This window comes from Streptomyces sp. NPDC015130, assembly GCF_043080005.1.
Classification (GTDB): domain Bacteria; phylum Actinomycetota; class Actinomycetes; order Streptomycetales; family Streptomycetaceae; genus Streptomyces.
Genome location: NZ_JBIBVC010000001.1, coordinates 470,940 through 489,834, shown reverse-complemented (window position 1 = coordinate 489,834; position 18,895 = coordinate 470,940). Strand labels below are relative to the sequence as shown.

Here is an 18,895-nt window from a genome sequence, read left to right as displayed (position 1 = left end):
ACTAGAGCAGGTTGAAGTTCTGCAGACCGGTGTTGATCTGGACCGGCGCCTTGAACGGGGCCGCGGCGTTGCCGGTGCCCGAGTAGCGGAAGAGCTTGCCGTCCGCCTTGCGGGCGAGCAGGTCCGCCTTGCCGTCGAAGTCGATGTCGCCCGTCGACAGGAGGCGGTTGAAGGTGTTCCAGCCGCTGCCGACCTTCGTGCGGGTGGTGAACGGGGCGCGGTAGTTGCCCGTGCCCTTGTAGAGCCACAGGACACCGGCCGTGTCGCGGGCGACGATGTCGACCTTGCCGTCACCGGTCAGGTCGCCCTGGCCCGCGATCTGGTTGTACGCGTTCCAGCCACCGCCGACCTTCGTGCGGGTGGTGAGGCGGCCGTCCGGGTAGGACAGGTAGCTCCACAGCACACCGGCCGAGTCGACACCGAGCAGGTCGGCCTGCTGGGCACCGCCGATGTTGCCGGGCGAGATGACCGTCTTGTAGATGTTCCAGCCCCGGCCGACGGTGTTCGCGTCCTCGGCGTCTCCGTCGAAGGAGAAGAAGTCCAGACGCCCGTTCTTGTAGAGCGTCCACTCGGCCTCGCCGAAGCCGTCGTTGTTGTTGTCGGCGACGATGATGTCGGCGAGGTCGCCGGCGCTGTCCGCCGTGGGAATCCCGGCGCTGAAGCCGCCGTTGCCGTTGGCGATCCACGTGTAGAGGTCGCCGGTCGTCTTGTGGACGCCGTACATCTCGAAGCTGGGCGTCACCGTCGCCGCGGCGGGCGCGGCGGAGGCGGTGCCGACGGCGGTCGCGGTCGCGACGGCGACGGCGGTGGCGACGAGCGCGCCCTTGAGCACACGCTGACGATTGATCTTCATCAAGATCCCCCCCTGGGATTCTCGGTCCTCGACGACGCGCGTCCCGCGTCGTCGATCATGGAAAATCTTGCCACAGTGACCGGAACGTGTGTGCCATCAAGGCCTGTTACAAAGCAACAGCTCCGGGGCGGCGAGGCGCCGCCCGGGAGCCGACGGGGAGGGTCTGGATCGGAACTCGCGCAGGTTGGGGTTCCGGTTGCGTACACGGCGGCCCCGGCTCGGAGATCCGAGGCCCGGGGCCGCCGCTGGGTGAGTAACACCCGTACCACTACAGCAGGTTGTACGCCTGGTAGCCGGTGCCGATCTGGGTGGGCGCCTTGAACGGGGTCGCGGCGAGGCCCGTGCCGTAGTAGCGCATCAGCGCACCGCTGGGCTTGCGGGCGAGCAGGTCCGCCTTGCCGTCGAGGTTCAGGTCGCCGACCGCGAGGAGGCGGTCGTACGCGTTCCAGCCCTGGCCGATCTTCGTGCGGCCGCTGAAGGGGGCCTTCCAGTTGCCCGTGCCCTTGTAGAGGTACAGGTAGCCGGTGGACTTCTCCTTGGCGACGATGTCGGGCTTGCCGTCACCGGTCAGGTCGCCCTGGCCCGCGATCTGGTCGTACACGTTCCAGCCGCCGCCGACCCGCACGCGGGGGGTGGTCTTGCCGCTCGGGTACGTCAGGTAGCTGTACAGCACGCCGGTCTTGTCGACCCCGATGAGGTCGGCCTCCTTGGCCCCGCCGATGTTGCCGGGCGAGAGAACCGTCCTGTAGATGTTCCAGCCCCGGCCGACGACGTCCGCGTCCTGCGAGCCCGAGTACTCCCCGAAGAAGATCAGCTCACCGTTCTTGAGGACGGTCCACTGGCTGTCGGAGAACCCGTCGTTGTCGTTGTCGCCGTCGATGATGTCGGCGACGTAAGAGGCGTCGTCCTCGGTGTTCCACTTGTCGAAGCCGCCGCTCCCCGTGGAGAACCAGATGGTCAGGTCCTGGGTCGTCTTGTGGACGCCGTACATGTCGAAGAGAGGCTGCACCGGCGGCTCCGCCGCGGTGGCGGTGCCGGCCACGGTGGCGGTCGCGACCGCGACGGCGGTGGCGACGAACGCGCCCTTGAGCGCACGACGACGAATGATGTTCACCGAAATCCCCCCCTGGGGCTCTTCAGCGGCTTACTTTGCGCGCCGCCAGTGGTCCGAATCCTGCCACAGCGTTCGAACGATTTCGGACACACCAAGCCCGCACACGGAGAACGGCCCCGGGGCGGCGAGTGGCCGCCCCGGAGCCGGCCGGGAGGGGAGCGAAAAGCGGGCGTCCTAGGGCGTGCTGCGAAAGTAGCGCCGGCCGCCCGAAGGGCGGGCCCGACGGCGTCTGGTGCGTGCGATCGCAAGGCGGAGGGTCGCCCCGATACTGGAGGTATCGGGGCGATCCCGACAACGCGGCGAGCGTGCGTGCCAGGCGCCGTCGGGCAGGCGGGACTTTCGCAACACGCCCTAGAGGGGCAGGGCCTTGGTGACGTCGCCGAGCGCGGCGGGGTTCGCGGCGTCCGTGACGGCGCTCAGCGGGGAGTCGGGCTGGGTGGCGGCGCCGCTGACCGGGCCGAGCAGGCCGGTCGCGCCCGCCAGGGGGTCCGCGGCGGCGGCACCCGCGCCGATACCGATGGCGGAGGCGGCGAGGGCGAGGGCGGTGAGGACGCGCTGGGAAGAGTTCATGCCCCGCTAACGATCCCCCGCGCCGCAGGTACCGGCGATTCCGCATCCGCCGACGGTTTCCGCCCGGGTCGAGGGGACCCGGGCGGACGAGGTTGACGGAGCCGGCGACCCGGATCACGGGGCCGACGCGGGCCGGTCGGCTGCTCGGATCATGAGGCTGACGCGCGCCGACAGCTCAGATCATCAGGATGATGCGGCCCGGGCGGTGCCCCGACTCCGCGCGGCGGTGGGCCTCGGCGGCCTCTTCCAGGGGGAAGACATCGGCCACCCGGGTGATCAGCTCGCGGGCCGCCACCTTCTCCAGCGTCTGCTTGAGGCGGGCGGCGTCCGGCTTGGCCCGGATGGCCTCGACGCGGACGTTCCGTTCGGCGGCCGGGATCCGGTCGGGAGCGATCGCGACGAACACGCCGTCGTCCTTCAGCAGCGGAAGGAGTCCCTCGACGACGAGCGCCCCGTCGAAGACACCGTCCACCGGGTCCGGGGCGACCGCGCGCACCCTGGCCGACACCTCCTCCGGCGCACCGCGCGGCACGGCGTGCTCCGCGCCGAGGATCTTCAGCTCGCTCTCGTCGCCCTCGTGGACGACGGCGATCACCCGTACTCCGGCCGCCGCCGCGAACTGGACCATGAAGCGGCCCACCACGGCGCTCGCGCCGGTGACCAGGAGCGTGTCGCCCTGGGAGAGCCCGAGCTTCTCAAGGCCCAGCTGGGCCGTGGCCGAGGCGAGCGGGACGGACGCGGCCGTCGTGAACTCCACGTCGTCCGGGATCGGCGCCAGCCACTCCGGGGCGACCCGTACGACCTCCGCGTACGTGCCCTCGCCGGTCAGCTCCTCGTACCAGGGCACGTAACCGGCCACACGGGTCCCCGGAGCCATCCCGGGCACGGGGTCGAGCAGCTTGCCCGCGAAGTCCGTCCCCAGGACGAACGGGGGCGTGAGCGAGCCGACCGCGTCCGCGTACCGGCCGGCCCGGATCCGCAGGTCGGCCTGGTTCACACCGGCGGCTTTCAGCCGCACACGCACCCTGCCCGGTACGTCCCCGGCCTCCGGCTCCGGCCGGCGGGCCATTCTGAGGACCTCGGGTCCGCCGTAGGCGGTCACTTCGACGACACGCATGGGGTACTCCTCAGACGGAAGGCCCCCTCGTCGCCATTACACCCACGCCCTCGACCCCCGGGCAACCCGTGATCGCCCGCCTGAAGGACCCGCTGAAGGGCACACCGAGGGAGTTGTCCCGCCGACAGGGCCTGGGGACGGCCGGGGCGTGGTCTGGCATGCTCGTCGCCGTGGAGCCTTTGAACGCGGAAGACCCGGTCGGCATCGGTCCGTTCCGTCTGATCGGCCGTCTCGGGGTCGGGGGGATGGGCCGGGTGTTCCTCGCGCGCTCGGCCGGCGGCCGGACGGTCGCGGTGAAGGTGGTGCACGCCGAGCTGGCGGCCCAGGAGGAGTTCCGGCGGCGGTTCGCCCGCGAGGTCGCCGCCCTGGAGCGGGTCGGCGGGACGGGCACGGCGCCCGTGCTCGGCTCGGACACCTCCGCCCGGGCCCCGTGGGTGGCCATCGGATACGTGCCCGGGCCGTCGCTGCGGACCGTGGTCGGTGACGAGTACGGTCCGCTGCCGCCCGCGACCGTACGCGCCCTCGCCTCCGGGCTCGCCCGCGCCCTCGTCCACATCCACGACGCCGGGCTCGTCCACCGCGACCTCAAGCCGTCCAACGTCCTGCTGACCGTCGACGGGCCCCGGCTCATCGACTTCGGCATCGCCCGTGCCGTCGACACCGTCGCCGACGGCGGCGGCCTGACCTCCACCGGCGCGGTCGTCGGCTCCCCCGGCTTCATGTCGCCCGAGCAGGTCCGCGGCGACCGCGTCACCCCCACCTCGGACGTCTTCTGCCTCGGCTCCGTCCTCGCGTACGCGGCGACCGGCCGCTCGCCCTTCGGAACGGCCGACAGCGGCGTCCACGCCACGATGTTCCGCATCGCCCACGACGAGCCCGACCTGACGGACCTCGCTCCCGAGCTCTCCGGCCTCATCCGCGCCTGCCTCGCCAAGGACCCGGAGGCCCGCCCCTCGGCCGCCGAGATCGTCGAGACGCTGCCGGTCCTCGCCGACCCGTGGCTCCCGGCCGACGTCCTGGCCCGGCTGGGGCGGCACGCGGCCCGGCTCCTGGAGGCGGAGGCGGGGACGGACCCGGTGGCCGAGGCGGGTCCGGTGGCCGGGGCGGGTCACGCGGTCACGGGCGGCTCCACCGGTCACGCGGTCACGGGCGGCTCCACCGGTCACGCGGTCTCGGGCGGCTCCGCCGGCGACCCGACGCCCGCCACCCCGCTGCCGCCCACCGCCCGCACCGGACCCCGCCCCCGGCCCCTCCGCCGGACCGCCCTGATCGCCGCCCTCGCCGCCCTCGCGGTGGCCGCCGCCGCCACCGCTACGTACACCTTCTGGCCCGACCCGGACACCGGCGGCGACGAGCAGAGGAACCGCGGCAAGGGCCAGACCGGCGGCGTCTCGGCCCGGCCCGCCGGGATCGTCCCCGGCGGCTTCCTCGGCGCCTGGGAGGGCGTCATCCAGGGCACCGCGGACCACCCCCGCGAGACCGCCCGCATCGAGCTCACCCAGGGCGCGGCGGGCGCCAAGACCGCGGTCTACGTCCAGGCCTCCGAGAGCCGGTTCTGCATGGGCCGCTCCCGGCTCGTCTCGGCCGACGAGGACAAGGTCGTGCTCGGCGAGTCCGACGTCACGACCAGCGTGCCCGCCCAGCGCTGCACCCCCGCGGCGCACCAGACCCTCACCCTGCGCTCCCCCGACGTCCTGGAGTGGACCTCCGGCGCCGCGAAGGCCACCTTCCGCAAGGCACCCACCGGCACCGCCGTCGTCCCCGCCCGCTTCCTCGGCCGCTGGCGCAGCAAGCCCATGACGGAGATCTACGGCGACAACGACGACCGCTACCGCACGGAGGTGACGGTCACCCAGGGCCCGATCGGCACGCCCGTCGTCCGCATCACCGACGTCTTCCCGCGCATGAACGAGGCCGGCGAGCTCACCCCCGACGTCGTCAGCTGCGCCTCCACGTCCGTCCTCGCGGGCGTCGGCGACTTCCTCGTCATCGGCCCGCAGGTCAAGGAGCCGGGCAACACGGACTCCGAGTGCCCGGAGAACGGCTCCAGTTACGTGGTCGTGGACAGGTGGGAGGGCAAGGAACGGCTCCTCGTCTACCCGATGGTGGACGCGGAGCCGGGTGAGTTCCTGCGGTTGTAGGGCTGTTCGGGCTATTCGGGGATCCGGTTGGTGCAGGTGCTGAACGGCTGGTCCAGCACGCACTCGAAGAGGCCGTTCCAGTCGCTGTTCGTGTCGGCCGCGCCGGCCTGCACGGTGTCCTCGCAGGCCTTGTCGGTCAGACCCCAGAGGGAGCCGTCGGGCCAGCCGGCCTGCTGCGTGCGGTTCTGCACGACGTCGAGGCAGGACTGCGGTGCCTTCAGCCGCTTCAGCTCCTCCACGAGCGCCTGGTACTGGGAGTTGTTCACCGCACCGGCCTGCTCGTCGAGCGTCGCCTTGGCGGCGGAACGGTCCGAGTCGGACGAACTCGCGCTCTGGTACACCTTCAGCGCCGCGGCGCTCTTCGCCAGCTTCTCCTTGACCTTCTTCTTGTCCTCGGGCTTCGTCGGCGCGGTACCCGTCTGCTCGGCGGCCACCAGGCCACCGAGGAGCACGTCCGCGTACTTGGCGTAGAACGCCTTCGCCTCCGGGGTCACGTTCTTGTCCGTGAGGTTCGTGACGACCAGGTTCAGGTCTTCCAGCGCCTTCCCGTAAATGATCTTGTCGGCGATGGTCGCCTTCGGGTCGGTGAACTTCCCCGCCGCCTCGCTGATGCCGCGCGCGATCTTGTTGAACCTGGCCTGCTCCGCCTTCGACAGTGTCGGGTCCTGGCTGAGCCTCAAGGCCTCTCCCATCCCCGTCGCGAGGCTCTCCGCGGCTTCCTTCTGCGCCTTCGTCGACGTCGGGTCGTTGATGATGGCGAGGAGGCCGTCCAGCGACTTCTGGGCCTTCGCCTTCTCCGCGGCGGAGAGGCCGGACGTCGAGATACGCGTGTCCACCTGCTGCTTGATCTCCGTGGCGGTCAGGGTCTGGAGCGCCACGTTCTGCACGGCGGGAACTTCCTCTCCCTCGGCGGGCAGCTCTCCCGGCTGCTCGGCGGGGTTCGCCTCCTCCTCCGCGGGGTTCTGCTGTTCCTCCCCGTCGGGGTACTGCGGCTGCTCCTCGCCCGGTGGCACCTGCTCCTCCTCAGGCGGCACCTCCTCCTCGACAGGCGGCACCTGCTCATCGACCGGAGGCTCTTCGACGGGAGGCTCCTCGACCGGGGGCTCCTCGGCCGGAGGATCGACCGGCACCTCCTCCTCGGCGGGTGGTGGCGGTGTCGGCTGAGCCCTTCCGCTCTCGACGGCCTGAACCTGCGCCGGGGCTGCCGATGCCGCCATGGCGCTCATCCCTGACGACAAGGCCAGGCCGGCCGCCAGGAGGGACGCGCTCGCAGCTCGGACGACTCGTCGCTGGGCGGTTGTGGTCATGGTGAATCCAGGTGGCTGTCAGTGTGCTGCTTCGTCCTCGGGGGCCGGCCCTCCGAAGGCGGCCCATGGTGACCGGAGTTCCACGACTCAACGGTTCACAGGGATCACACGAACCACTCTTCTCCCGTGGCCCCGAGTCGGCAACTCGGGGCCGGAGCAAGCGAACACACTGCGTGAGCGCAGCCCCCGGAGGGGCTCTATCCGCCTACGCCGAGTAGTTCCAGGGCGGCGCGGGCCGAGTCGAGGAGCGGCGCGCCGAGTGTCCCGAGCATCGCGGCGATCCCCGCGACCGTCAGCAGCGCCCGGCGCCGTACCGGCGTCTCCACGGCCGCGTCGGTCGCGTCGGCGGCGAGGACGGGCAGGGCCTCGTCGAAGGACTGCCGGTCCTCCGGCCCGACCTCGGCCCGCAGCTCCCGCATACACGCGACGACGATCCGCAGGGCCTCGTCCAGGGTGGCCGGCGGCGGGGGCGCGTGGTGGTGATGGACGATGCCCTGGTTGCCCTGGCCGCCGAACATGTTCACCTGGTCGCCGTAGCGGTTGCCCTCGGCCGTCACTTCGACACCCCGGTGTTGTTGTGTCCGCCGATCATGTTGACCGTGTCCCCCGTGTAGTTCTTCATGTTGACCGTGAGCCGCTCCACCCGGACCTGGAACTCCGCCTCGGGGTTCTCGATCGCGTCCGCGATCTGGCGGACGAGATCCGCGAGCACCTCCTTCTCACGACTGGTGACCAGCGCGACCGGGTCGCCCGTGGTCTCGACCGCCAGGACCGTGTGCGACGCGCCGCACACGACGATCAGCATGTCCACGAGGGCGTAGACGAGGAAGCAGATGAGGACGAACCGGATCATGTCCAGTGCGTCGCCGAGGTCCTCGCCGAAGGCACCGACGACGGCCAGCCCCAGCACCACGACGGCCAGCCTCTTCAGGAACCGCATCATCGCCGCCCCACGGTCGGGCGACACGACGAAGGTGTGGACGCGGGCGATGTTCCGCAACGGATAGCACGCGTCGTTCACCCACAGCAGGCGCTTCCGGACGCTCACGTCGACCGAGGTGTAACCCCGGGGCGGAAGCGGCGGAGCGGCGGGTGCCGCTGCGGGCCGCTGCCACGGCCGGGGCGGTGTGGCGGGAGGTTCGGGCGTTTCCATGCTTCCCCCTGAGACGGAACCACGCACGAGCGGGAACCCATTAAGCGCTCGACTCCCTTGAGCCGCAAGGCTCGTTCAGGACTCACGTCGGTGGAGTTCGGCCGCCGCGCGGGGCGGGGCCGGACGCGGGAAGGGCCCGCATCCCGGCGGAAGCCGGGGTGCGGGCCCTTCCCGTACCTCTTCGCGGAGTACCTCTTGGAGGAGCGCCCCTCGGAGCAGTACCTCTTACAGGAACGAGTTGATCTCGATCGTCTCGGTCCGGCCGGGGCCGACGCCGATCGCGGAGATCGGGGCGCCCGACATCTCCTCCAGGGCCTTCACGTACGCCTGCGCGTTCTTCGGCAGGTCGGCGAAGGTCTTGGCCTTGGTGATGTCCTCGGACCAGCCCGGCAGCATCTCGTAGATCGGCTTCGCGTGGTGGAAGTCGGTCTGCGAGTACGGCAGCTCCTCGACGCGCTTGCCGTCGATCTCGTACGCGACACAGACCGGGATCTGCTCCCAGCCCGTCAGCACGTCGAGCTTGGTGAGGAAGAAGTCGGTCAGACCGTTGACGCGGGTCGCGTAGCGGGCGATGACCGCGTCGAACCAGCCGCAGCGACGGTCACGGCCGGTGGTGACACCGCGCTCGCCACCGATGCGGCGCAGCGCCTCGCCGTCCGCGTCGAAGAGCTCCGTCGGGAACGGGCCGGCGCCGACACGGGTCGTGTACGCCTTGAGGATGCCGATGACCCGGCTGATCTTCGTCGGGCCCACGCCGGCGCCGGTGCAGGCGCCGCCCGCGGTCGGGTTCGAGGAGGTGACGAAGGGGTACGTGCCGTGGTCGACGTCGAGCAGGGTGCCCTGGCCGCCCTCGAAGAGCACGACCTTGTCCTCGTCGAGCGCGTTGTTGAGGATCAGGGTGGTGTCCGCGACGAACGGCTTGATCTGCTCCGCGTACTGGAGCATCTCCTCGACGATCTGGGCGGCGTCGATGGCGCGGCGGTTGTACAGCTTGGCGAGCAGCTGGTTCTTGCCCTCCAGCGCCGCCTCGACCTTCTGGGTGAGGATCGACTCGTCGTACAGGTCCTGGACCCGGATGCCGACGCGGTTGATCTTGTCGGCGTAGGTCGGCCCGATGCCGCGACCGGTGGTACCGATCTTGCGCTTGCCGAGGAACCGTTCCGTCACCTTGTCGAGGGTGACGTTGTACGGGGTGATCAGGTGAGCGTTACCGCTGATCAGGAGCTTCGACGTGTCGACGCCGCGCTCGTTCAGTCCGCTCAGCTCGGAGAGCAGGACCGCCGGGTCGACGACGACTCCGTTTCCGATCACCGGGGTGCACCCCGGCGAGAGGATTCCGGAAGGGAGAAGATGCAGCGCGTACTTCTGGTCGCCGACGACGACGGTGTGGCCGGCGTTGTTGCCGCCCTGGTAACGCACTACATAGTCAACGGATCCACCGAGGAGATCGGTGGCCTTTCCCTTGCCCTCGTCACCCCACTGAGCACCGAGCAGCACAAGTGCGGGCACAGGCGTACACCCCTTCCGGGTGGGGCATGTCCAAGGTCAGGGGGCGTACGCCGCCTCACCGGTGTGCCCCGGAATAGACGAAGCCCCTGGCGCAATAGCGCAAGGGGCTCTTGCACAAAGATGCTACCCGAGGAAGGACCGAGGTGTCGGATCACGACCAGCTGCTGGTCATCGTCGACCCGGTCGCCCGCCGAAGTGACGGCGAGTCCGTACGGATCGCGAAGGATGTCCTGTCCGCGCGCGCAGAAGCGAAGATCTGCCTGCCGGACAGTCCCGAGGAATTCGTCCGGGCCCTGGCCCGGCGCGGCTCCCGGCACCCCGTGGTGCTCGGCGACGACCGCGCGCTGCTCCGCACGGTGACCCTGCTGCACCGGGAGCGGGAGCTCGCCGAGGGGGCGCTCTCCCTCGTCCCGATCGGCCCGCCGGACGCCCTGGAAGTCGCCCGCGCGCTCGGCGTGCCGCACTCCACCCCGGCGGCGGCGCGGGCGGTCCTCGACGGGGTGGTCCGCCGCCTCGACCTGCTCGTCGACGACAGCGACGGGGTCGTCCTCGGCGACCTCCGCATCCCCGGCGGATCGGCCGGCCGCCTCCTGGACGCGCCGACCTCGTCCGTCTGGGGCACCTGCCGCTCCCTGGTCCGGACGCTGGTCCGCCCGGCCCCGACGGCCCTCGCGGTCCGCACCCACCGGCTGCGGGTGGAGGCGGACGGGGTGCTCCTCGCGGACGTGGACACGCCGGTGGAGGGCGTCTCGGTCCGCTCGGTCGCCGGGACCGCCGAGGTCACGGTCCACCCGTCGGCCGCCCCGGAGCGGCACGGGACCGCCCGCACCCTCACGGTCTCGGGCCCGGACTTCCGCTACCGCGCGGACGGCCGCGTCACGGGCCCGGTCCGGCGCCGTACGTGGACGGCCCGGGCGGGCGCGTGGGGGCTGACGCTGCCCCGGGACCCGGCCCAGGAGCTCCGTGCGGCGACCTGACGCGGAGCGGGCCTCCGGTCCGGCCGGTTCGGCTACTGTCGGCTCACGGCCTGGCGCGCACGCCGGGTGGGACCTCGCGCGCCGGCGGACATCACCGGGCGGGGCGGGGGACGTAGTGACGACGTGTGCGCTGGACGTCGAGGAGACGGCGAGGGCGCTGGAGCGGACCCGGCGAAGAGCCGGCGGGCTGATCGTCGCGGGGCTCGCGACGATCGCGGTGGCCGGCGGCCTCGGCCTGCTCTTCGCGGACACCTGGCCGCGCGGGGCGGTCACCTGGCCCCTCGCGCTCGGGATCGTCTCGCTGCTCGGCGGGGCCGCCACGCTGTTCGGCGCCCGCCGGATGCGGCGGACGCTCGGCGCCGACACCTGGTCGGCGCACCCCGCAGTGACGGTCGGCGGCAAGGGCCACGCGACGAGCCTCGTGCTGCGCGGCCCGGACGGCCCCGAGATGTGGCCGCTTGCCGTGGTGGCGACCCGGCAGCGGTACGAGCTGGTGCGGCCGGGTCCGGACGGCGTGCTCTGGTGGTGCGGCGACCCGAACGTCGGCGGGGTCCTGGCACCGCCCGGCGGCGGGCCGCTGATCTGGGCGAAGCCGCTGCGGGGCGAGCGGGTGCGGCGCCGGATCGTCGCGCGCGCCGAGGCCCAGGGGCTCCTGCACCGGTCGGCCCCGAGGCAGCCGCAGAGTCCGGGGGTTCCCGATGCCCCCGCCGTCTCCGAGGCCCTCGGCCGGCCCGGCGCCTACGACGTCCACGACGCCCCCGAGTTCGTCGAGGGCCCCGACGGCCCGGTCTTCCTCGCCCCCGACGGCCTGGTCCACGTCACCCCCGACGGCGGGACCGGGCCGCTCGGCACGGAGCGGGCCCCGTCCGGTCCGACGTACGGGGTGCTCGCCGCCCACGCCCAGCGGCAGGCCGAACCCCCGGGCAGGGCGCCGCGCCCGGAGGCCGACGTGCGCGAGGTGCCGTGGTGGCGGGTGCGGAGCCTGCGGCGTGTCGCCGGGGTGCAGTCGGTGCTGATCTCGCTGGTGTTCTGCGCGGTCATGGGCGCGGTCGCGCTGACCGGGCCGCCGGAGCGGGACCTCCCGAAGCTGTACTTCGCGGGTGCCGTGTGCCTGGCCGGCCTCGGGTTCTCCGGCTACCGGATGCTGACCGCCGGGAGGCCCATGGTGCGGCTGCTGACCCGGGCCGCGACCACGTTCACTCCCGTCCCGCGCCGGTACGTCCTGCTGTACGACCCGCACGGCGGCGCCCCCGTCCTGGTGTTCTTCCCGATGCACGGCGGCCTGGACGACGTACCCGAAGGGGTCCTGCCGCTGATCCCGCCGGGTCCGCCGAAGCACCCCCGCCGCGGGCTGCCGGTCCGGCCCGTCGGCCCCGCCGGGCTGCACGGCTGGCGGGACCACACGCGGGACGGCGACGCGTTCGTCGTGCCCTGGATCGACGGGCGTCCCCTGTGGCCCTCGGGGCCGTACCGGGAGGCGGGCGGGACGGACTTCCCGGCGCTCCTCGACCGGCTCGCCCCGCCCCTGGAGACCCGCGCCCGCTGAGGTCCCGTCGGGGGCCTCACACCTCCACGAGCAGCTCGTCGAAGCCCCGGATCACGTACCCGGGCTTCCACACGGGCTCCGCCGCGAGGCGCAGGCCCGGGGCCTGGCGGAGGAGCTCGCCGAAGACCGCGTCCAGTTCGAGGCGGGCGAGCGGGGCGCCGAGGCAGTAGTGGATGCCGGCGCCGAAGGTGATGTGCGGGTTGTCGGCGCGGGTGAGGTCGAGGTCGTCGGCGGTCGGGCCGAAGCGGGCCGGGTCGCGGTTGGCGGAGCCGAAGAGGAGCGCGACCTCGGAGCCGCGCGGGATGACCTGGCCGCCGACCTCGATGTCGTCGAGGACCCAGCGCTCGAACATCTGGAGCGGGGTGTCGTACCGCAGAAGTTCTTCCACAGCTGTGGACAACTTTTCGGGATCCGGCCGGACACCGTGCCTGAGCAGGGTCCACCAGCCGTTGACCGTGGTGTTCACCGTGGCCTCGTGGCCCGCGTTCAGGAGCAGGACGCAGGTGGAGATCATCTCCTGCTCCGTCAGCTCCTCCACCGCGATCAGCGACGAGACGAGGTCGTCCCCCGGGTTCTTCCGGCGCCGCGCGATCAGCTCCCGCAGGTAGTCCGAGAACTCGACCGAGGCCTGGACCGCCTGCCGGGCCGTCTCCTCCGAGGGGTTCAGCTCGAACATCCCGCAGATCGCCGCCGACCAGGGCCGCAGCCGCCCCCGCTCCTCGTCGTCCTCCGGGACGCCCAGCATCTCGGCGATCACCGCGACGGGGAGGGGTTCGGCGACCGAGGCGAGCAGATCGCCGCCGCCCGCCGCCACCAGGTCCCCGACGAGCCCGGCGGCCAGCCTCCGTACCGTCGGCGCCAGGTTCTCCACCGTCCTCGGCGTGAACGCCTTCGACACGAGCCGCCGGATCCGGGTGTGGTCGGCGGCCTCCAGGTCGAGCAGCCCGTGGTCGTTGAGCGTGTGGAACGGCTCGTGCGCGGCGGACGGAGCCTCCCGCCCGAACTCCTCGTGCGTGAACCGGTGCGTGTACGTCCGCCCCAGCCGCCGGTCCCGCAGGAGCGCCGACACGTCCGCGTGGTGCGGGATCAGCCACTGCCGGGTGGGACCGTGCCAGTGCGCGCGCCCGGCGGCCCGCAGCCGGGCGTAGGCGGGGTAGGGGTCGGCGACGAACTCGGGGGACCAGGGGTCGTACAGGGCGTCGACGTCGACCTGGACGTCGTTCACGGACTTCTCGGCTTCCATGGGCGGACGCTACCCCCGGCCCCTGAGCGGTTCTAGGGCGTGTTGCGAAAGTAGCGCCGGCCGCCCGTCGGGCAGGCGGGACTTTCGCAACACGCCCTAGCCGCCGACGCGCACCAGACCCGCCTCGTACGCGAAGACCGCCGCCTGCGTCCGGTCGCGCAGGCCCAGCTTCACCAGGATCCGGCTGACATGCGTCTTGATCGTGGACTCGGCGACGACGAGGTGCTCGGCGATCTCGACGTTCGACAGGCCCTGCGCGATGAGCACGAGCACCTCCGTCTCCCGCTCCGTCAGCTCCCCGACCTGTGACATGGCCGGCGGCTTCGGGGAGCTGCCGGGTGCCTTCGCGAACTCGGTGATCAGCCGCTTGGTGACGGTCGGCGCGAGCAGCGCCTCGCCGGCCGCGACGACCCGCACGCCCTCCGCGAGCTGCCGGGCCGAGGCGTCCTTGAGGAGGAAGCCCGAGGCCCCGGCGCGCAGCGCCTGGTACACGTACTCGTCCAGGTCGAAGGTGGTCAGGACGAGGACCTTCGCGTCCGCGTCGGCGGCGACGATCTCGCGCGTGGCGTCGATGCCGTTCAGCTCGGGCATGCGGATGTCCATGAGGACGACGTCCGGACGGAGGGCGGCGACCTGGGAGATCGCCTCCCGGCCGTTGACGGCCTCACCGACGACCTCGATGTCGGGCATCGCGCCGAGGAGCACGGAGAAGCCCTCGCGGACCATCATCTGGTCGTCGACGATCAGCACCTTGATGGTCATTCCCCGGCCTCCTCGCGGATCTCGTCACGGCTGACGGGGATGAAGGCCGCCACCTCGTAGCCGCCGTCCGCCGTCACCTCGGCGGTCATCTCCCCGCCGAGCATCGTCACACGCTCCCGCATGCCGGTGATGCCGTGCCCGGCCCCGGGCGAGGGTTTCACAAGCCCTCGCGCGGGCCCGTTGGCGACGCGCAGCCCGAGTCCCCCCAGGACATAGCTGACCTCGACCTTCGCCGCCGCGCCCGGCGCGTGCCGCAGCACGTTCGACAGGGCCTCCTGGACGATCCGGTACGCGGAGAGCTCCACGCCCTGGGGCAGCTCCCGCACCGAGCCGGTCACCGTCTTCTCGACGACGAGCCCGGCCTCCGTCACGTTGCGGACGAGCGAGTCGAGGTCGCCGAGGGTCGGCTGCGGGGCGTCGGGCGCCTCGTAGTCCTCGGCGCGGACGACCCCGAGGATGCGGCGCAGCTCGGTGAGCGCGGCGACGGCGTTCTCACGGATGGTGAGGAAGGCCTGCTCCAGCTCCGGCGGCGGGTTCTCGACCCGGTAGGGCGCGGCCTCGGCCTGGATGGCGACCACCGACATGTGGTGGGCGACGACGTCGTGGAGCTCACGGGCGATGGTGGTGCGCTCCTCCAGGACGGTCCGCTTGGAGATCTCCTGGGCCGTGACGGTCTTGTGGGCGGTGACCTCGCGGTCGGCCTGGCGGCGGACCTGGATGATGGAGACGGTGAGCAGGACGAGGGCCGAGACGAAGAGCAGCGGGACCGAGACGGAGCTGCGCCCCATGCCGAGGAACATCTCGGCGAAGAGGCAGTAGGCGGCCGTCACCAGCCACATCCACACGGCGGTACGGGGCCGGGTGCGGGCGGCGACCACGCCGAGGACCACCACGTGGGCGACGAGGCAGGCCGACGACCAGGGCCAGCCGCCGTCGAATCCGCCGATGTACCCGACGAAGGGGGCGGCGCCGAGCGAGGCCCAGAAGGCGAGGACCGGCCGGATCAGCGTGAGGAGCACGATCGCGGCCGGCAGGAGGCTGAACACGAATGCCGACACGCCGAAGCCGTAGTAGATCCGGTCGTATCCCATGGCGAAGACGATCACGGCGCAGAACGCGACGAAGGCGTGCGGGAGCAACCCCGCGAAGACGCGTATCCGCTTCGGAAGGAAGCGGGTGGGCCCGCTGTCCACGTCCATGCGTGGCAGCGGGCGGTAGGCGAAGGCATCGTGGAAGAGCTCCTGGCGCAGCCCGCCGAGGGCTTCCTGCACCAGGTGCAGCTCGGGGCTGCGGCTCGTCTCGGAGGTCCGTGTCTCAGTCACGCCGACCACGGTACGGGCGGCGGGGGACCCGGTCGTCCCGCTCGTTACGGATCCTCCGGCGTCCCCCCTGAGGACTACGCGCGGCCCCTCGGGTCCGTCACACGCCTCACCAGGCCAGCTGGGCGATCTCCTCCGAGACCACTGCGCACGCGTCCGCCGACGGGTCGATCAGGGGGAAGTGGCCGATGCCTTCGAGGAGGGTGAGGCCGACCTCCTCGCCGGCCTTCGCCGCCGCGTCCGCGTACGCCTCGGCGACCGGGTGCGGGACGTCGGAGTCCTCTCGGCCCTGGACGATCGTGGTCGCGATGCCCGTCGGGAGGAGGACCGCCGGGTCCGCGAAGGGCGCCCGGCGCTCGTACTCCGCCTCGCCGCCGAGGAGTTCGGTGACCGCGCCGCCGCAGACGCCGAGTTCCACCGCCCGCCCGAAGTGGGCGATCGGGGCGAGCGCGACGACGCCGCGCAGCGCGGGCGGGGCGGGCAGCCGCCAGGGGGAGTCCGCGGGCAGGACGTGCCGGGCGGCGGCCCAGAGGGCGAGGTGGCCGCCCGCCGAGTGGCCGGTGAGGACGATCCGGCCGGTGTCGGCCTGCGGCAGGTGGGCGGCGGCGAGGGCCGGTACGGCGTCGAGCGCGGCCGCCACGTCGTCGAAGGTCTCCGGCCAGCGCCCGGCCACCGGGGCCGTACCGCCCTGCCGGGGGATGTCGCTGCCGCGCCGGTACTCGACGCTGGCCACGGCGAAGCCGCGGCGGGCGAGGAAGTCCACGAAGGGGGTGAGGTGCTGCCGATCGTACGGGGCGCGCCACGCGCCGCCGTGCAGGGCGACGACCAGCGGGGCCCGGGTGCGGCCGTCGCGCGGGGCGTAGAAGTCGACCACCTGGTCCGGGTGGTCGCCGTACGCGGCGGAGGCGTCCGGGGGGACGGCCGGGTGCGAGAAGGCCGACGCTTCTTCGGCGGCATCGCGCGCGGCGGGGTCCGGCATGCTGTTCCAACCTCTCGGAGACGCGGCCGAATTGGCCTGACCTGCGGGGACGGTACCAGCACCGGAGCCCCCGCAGATCAGGCGATCATCGGACGGTCATGCCTCAGGCAGGGAGGTCGGCCAGGACCTCCGCGAGGACCCGCGCCGCCTTCTCCGCGTCCGCGAAGCCGACGTACAGCGGGGTGAAACCGAACCGCAGGACATCGGGGCGGCGCAGGTCGCCGACGATCCCGCGCTTGATCAGCTCGGCCATCACGGCCGGAGCGTTCTCGCAGCTCAGCGCGGCCTGGGAGCCCCGCTCCCCGTGCGCGTCCGGCGTCACGGACACGACGCGGCCCTCCGGCACGTACGCCCGCACGCACCGCAGGAAGAAGTCCGTGAGCGCCAGGGACTTGGCACGCACGTCCTCGATCGCGACCCCGTCCCACACGTCCAGCGCCGACTCCAGCGCCAGCATGGAGAGGATGTCGGGCGTCCCGACCCGGCCCTTCAGCGCGCCAGCGGCCGCCTCGTAGCCGGGGGTCATCGCGAACGGGTCCGTGTGCGAGTTCCAGCCCGGCAGCGGCGAGTCGAAGGCCGCCTGGTGGCGCTCGGCGACGTACAGGTACGCGGGCGAACCGGGGCCGCCGTTCAGGTACTTGTAGGTGCAGCCGACGGCCAGGTCGACCCCGTGGGCGTCCAGGCCCACGGGCAGGGCGCCCGCGCTGTGGCACAGGTCCCAGACGGCCAGCGCGCCCGCCGCGTGGAGTGCGGCGGTGAGGCCGGGCAGGTCCTGGAGCCGGCCCGTCCGGTAGTCGACGTGGTTGACGAGCGCGAGGGCCGTGCGGTCGCTCACCGCGCCGGCCATGTCGGCCGGGTCGCACGCCACGATCTCGTGACCCGTCATGCGCGCCGCGGACTGCGCGATGTACCCGTCCGTGGGAAACGTCGTCGCGTCCACGAGGATCTCCGGGCGGTCGCCGCCGTTGATCCGGGCCGCCGCGACGACCGCCTTGAAGACGTTCACGCTGGTCGAGTCGCCGACCACGATCTGCCCGGGGGCGGCGCCGACGATCGGGGCGATCCGGTCGCCGATCCGCTCCGGCGCGGTCCACCAGCCGGACTCGTCCCAGGAGCGGATGCGCAGCTCGCCCCACTCGCGGGTGATCACGTCGGCCATGCGGGCCGGGACGTGCGCGGGGAGCGCGCCGAGGGAGTTGCCGTCGAGGTAGACGGTGCCGGCGTCGAGGGCGAACTTCTCGCGGTGCTCGGCCAGCTCGTCGGCAGCGTCGAGGCCGAGGGCTGTCTTTCGCAGGTCCTCGGACCCGGTCTCGGTCTGTCGCAGGTCGTCAGACATGGCTGCGGGCCGTCCAGAGCTCGGGGAACACGTTCTTCTGGGCGCGCTTCTCCAGCCAGGCCACGCCGGCCGAGCCGCCGGTGCCGGTCTTGGCGCCCATCGCGCGGCGGGTCGCCACCAGGTGGTCGTTGCGCCATCGCCAGACGAGCTCGGCGACGTCGCTGAGGGCCTCGCCGAGCCGGACCAGCTCGGTGTTCTGGTCGGCGTCCGCGTAGATCCCGGCCCAGATCGCCTCGATCTCGGGGGACGGCTCGTACCGCTGCGCGAGGTCACGGCCGAGGACCGACTGCGGTACGGGCAGACCGCGCCGGGCCAGCAGGCCGAGGACCTCGTCGTACAGGCTCGGCTCCTGGAGGGCCTTCTCCAGCTCGGCGTGCACGCGGGGGGCGCCCCGGTGCGGTACGAGCATGGACGCGGACTTCTCGCCGAGCAGGAACTCCATGCGGCGGTACATGGCCGACTGGAAGCCGGAGCCCTCGCCGAGCGCGGCCCGGTAGGCGTTGAACTGGCCCGGGGTGAGCTGGGCGAGCGGGCGCCACGAGTGGTTCAGGGCCTCCAGCTCGCGGACCGACCGCTTGAGCGCGTCCATCGCGACGGGGACGCGGTCCTCGCGCAGGGCGCGGCTCGCGGTCTCCCACTCGTGGACGATGACCGTGAACCACAGCTCCATGACCTGGGTGGTGACCAGGAAGACCATCTCGCCGGGGTCGTCCGAGCGGAGGTGCTGGAGGTGGGTGAGGACGTCCGCCTGGACGTAGTCCTCGTACGGCGTGGTACCCGCGAAGTCGAGGTTCGGGTCGACGGCTTCGGCGGCGACCGGAGCGGCTCCGGATTCGGGAGAACCGGGGAAGGGTGACATTGCTGTCTCCTCGATACGAACTACCGGGTAGCGGTCTGCTCCACCGTGCGCGCCGTCGTTGCTGCGGCACGGGAGCCCCGGTCCCCTCGGGAGGCGTGCTTCGTCGCGCG

17 protein-coding genes are annotated in these 18,895 nt (G+C 72.3%); 3 read left to right on the top strand and 14 right to left on the bottom strand.

Annotation, left to right across the window (positions count from 1 at the left end; translation table 11 throughout):
* Position 1: 1 nt before the first annotated feature.
* From ACF08F_RS02360 to ACF08F_RS02345, 4 genes are all read right to left on the bottom strand, one after another.
* Positions 2-853 (bottom strand): FG-GAP repeat domain-containing protein, encoded by an 852-nt coding sequence (locus tag ACF08F_RS02360; RefSeq protein WP_392296611.1) that lies wholly within the window; start codon positions 851-853, stop codon positions 2-4.
* 268 nt (positions 854-1,121) lie between these two features.
* Positions 1,122-1,967, bottom strand: coding sequence for an FG-GAP repeat domain-containing protein (locus ACF08F_RS02355; protein WP_392296610.1), 846 nt, complete (start codon positions 1,965-1,967; stop codon positions 1,122-1,124).
* 351 nt (positions 1,968-2,318) lie between these two features.
* Positions 2,319-2,537, bottom strand: a complete 219-nt coding sequence (locus ACF08F_RS02350; protein ID WP_392296609.1) for a hypothetical protein — start codon at positions 2,535-2,537, stop codon at positions 2,319-2,321.
* Positions 2,538-2,712: 175 nt separating this feature from the next.
* Positions 2,713-3,654 (bottom strand): NADP-dependent oxidoreductase, encoded by a 942-nt coding sequence (locus ACF08F_RS02345; RefSeq protein ID WP_392296608.1) that lies wholly within the window; start codon positions 3,652-3,654, stop codon positions 2,713-2,715.
* A 170-nt stretch (positions 3,655-3,824) separates the two neighbouring features.
* Here ACF08F_RS02345 and ACF08F_RS02340 point away from each other — a divergent pair, with 170 nt between their 5' ends.
* Positions 3,825-5,795, top strand: a complete 1,971-nt coding sequence (locus tag ACF08F_RS02340; protein ID WP_392296607.1) for a serine/threonine-protein kinase — start codon at positions 3,825-3,827, stop codon at positions 5,793-5,795.
* Between the two features lie 11 nt (positions 5,796-5,806).
* Here ACF08F_RS02340 and ACF08F_RS02335 read toward each other — a convergent pair whose 3' ends face one another.
* The 4 genes from ACF08F_RS02335 to ACF08F_RS02320 all read right to left on the bottom strand — a co-directional run bounded on the left by ACF08F_RS02335 (position 5,807) and on the right by ACF08F_RS02320 (position 9,764).
* Complete coding sequence (locus tag ACF08F_RS02335) at positions 5,807-7,012, bottom strand: hypothetical protein (RefSeq protein WP_392296606.1); 1,206 nt, start codon at positions 7,010-7,012, stop codon at positions 5,807-5,809.
* Positions 7,013-7,299: 287 nt separating this feature from the next.
* Positions 7,300-7,659 (bottom strand): hypothetical protein, encoded by a 360-nt coding sequence (locus tag ACF08F_RS02330; RefSeq protein WP_392296605.1) that lies wholly within the window; start codon positions 7,657-7,659, stop codon positions 7,300-7,302.
* Complete coding sequence (locus ACF08F_RS02325) at positions 7,656-8,150, bottom strand: DUF6232 family protein (protein WP_392296604.1); 495 nt, start codon at positions 8,148-8,150, stop codon at positions 7,656-7,658. Before ACF08F_RS02325 ends, ACF08F_RS02330 begins: the two co-directional genes overlap by 4 nt.
* 330 nt (positions 8,151-8,480) lie before the next feature.
* Complete coding sequence (locus ACF08F_RS02320; RefSeq protein WP_056653106.1) at positions 8,481-9,764, bottom strand: adenylosuccinate synthase; 1,284 nt, start codon at positions 9,762-9,764, stop codon at positions 8,481-8,483.
* A gap of 143 nt (positions 9,765-9,907) precedes the next feature.
* On the opposite strand from ACF08F_RS02320, the gene ACF08F_RS02315 reads away from it, so the two are divergent.
* Together ACF08F_RS02315 and ACF08F_RS02310 are read left to right on the top strand one after the other, a co-directional pair.
* Positions 9,908-10,741, top strand: a complete 834-nt coding sequence (locus ACF08F_RS02315; protein WP_392296603.1) for a diacylglycerol kinase — start codon at positions 9,908-9,910, stop codon at positions 10,739-10,741.
* Positions 10,742-10,856: 115 nt separating this feature from the next.
* Entirely contained in the window at positions 10,857-12,287 is a 1,431-nt protein-coding gene (locus ACF08F_RS02310) for a hypothetical protein (RefSeq protein WP_392296602.1), read from the top strand.
* A gap of 16 nt (positions 12,288-12,303) precedes the next feature.
* On the opposite strand, the gene ACF08F_RS02305 is transcribed toward ACF08F_RS02310, so the two are convergent.
* The 6 genes from ACF08F_RS02305 to ACF08F_RS02280 all read right to left on the bottom strand — a co-directional run bounded on the left by ACF08F_RS02305 (position 12,304) and on the right by ACF08F_RS02280 (position 18,785).
* On the bottom strand, positions 12,304-13,530 hold the full coding sequence (locus tag ACF08F_RS02305; RefSeq protein WP_392296601.1) for a cytochrome P450: 1,227 nt from the start codon (positions 13,528-13,530) through the stop codon (positions 12,304-12,306).
* A 96-nt stretch (positions 13,531-13,626) separates the two neighbouring features.
* Positions 13,627-14,292, bottom strand: a complete 666-nt coding sequence (locus ACF08F_RS02300; RefSeq protein ID WP_392296600.1) for a response regulator — start codon at positions 14,290-14,292, stop codon at positions 13,627-13,629.
* The gene (locus ACF08F_RS02295; RefSeq protein ID WP_392296599.1) at positions 14,289-15,614 is read right to left on the bottom strand and encodes a sensor histidine kinase; all 1,326 of its coding nucleotides are present in this window, start codon (positions 15,612-15,614) and stop codon (positions 14,289-14,291) included. The genes ACF08F_RS02300 and ACF08F_RS02295 overlap by 4 nt, the downstream gene beginning before the upstream one ends.
* Positions 15,615-15,720: 106 nt before the next feature.
* A complete protein-coding gene (locus tag ACF08F_RS02290; protein WP_392296598.1) occupies positions 15,721-16,590 on the bottom strand; it encodes an alpha/beta hydrolase in 870 nt (289 codons plus the stop codon).
* 103 nt (positions 16,591-16,693) lie between these two features.
* The gene (kynU, locus tag ACF08F_RS02285) at positions 16,694-17,926 is read right to left on the bottom strand and encodes a kynureninase (protein ID WP_392296597.1); all 1,233 of its coding nucleotides are present in this window, start codon (positions 17,924-17,926) and stop codon (positions 16,694-16,696) included.
* A complete protein-coding gene (locus tag ACF08F_RS02280; protein ID WP_392296596.1) occupies positions 17,919-18,785 on the bottom strand; it encodes a tryptophan 2,3-dioxygenase family protein in 867 nt (288 codons plus the stop codon). The genes kynU and ACF08F_RS02280 overlap by 8 nt, the downstream gene beginning before the upstream one ends.
* Positions 18,786-18,895: the final 110 nt, after the last annotated feature.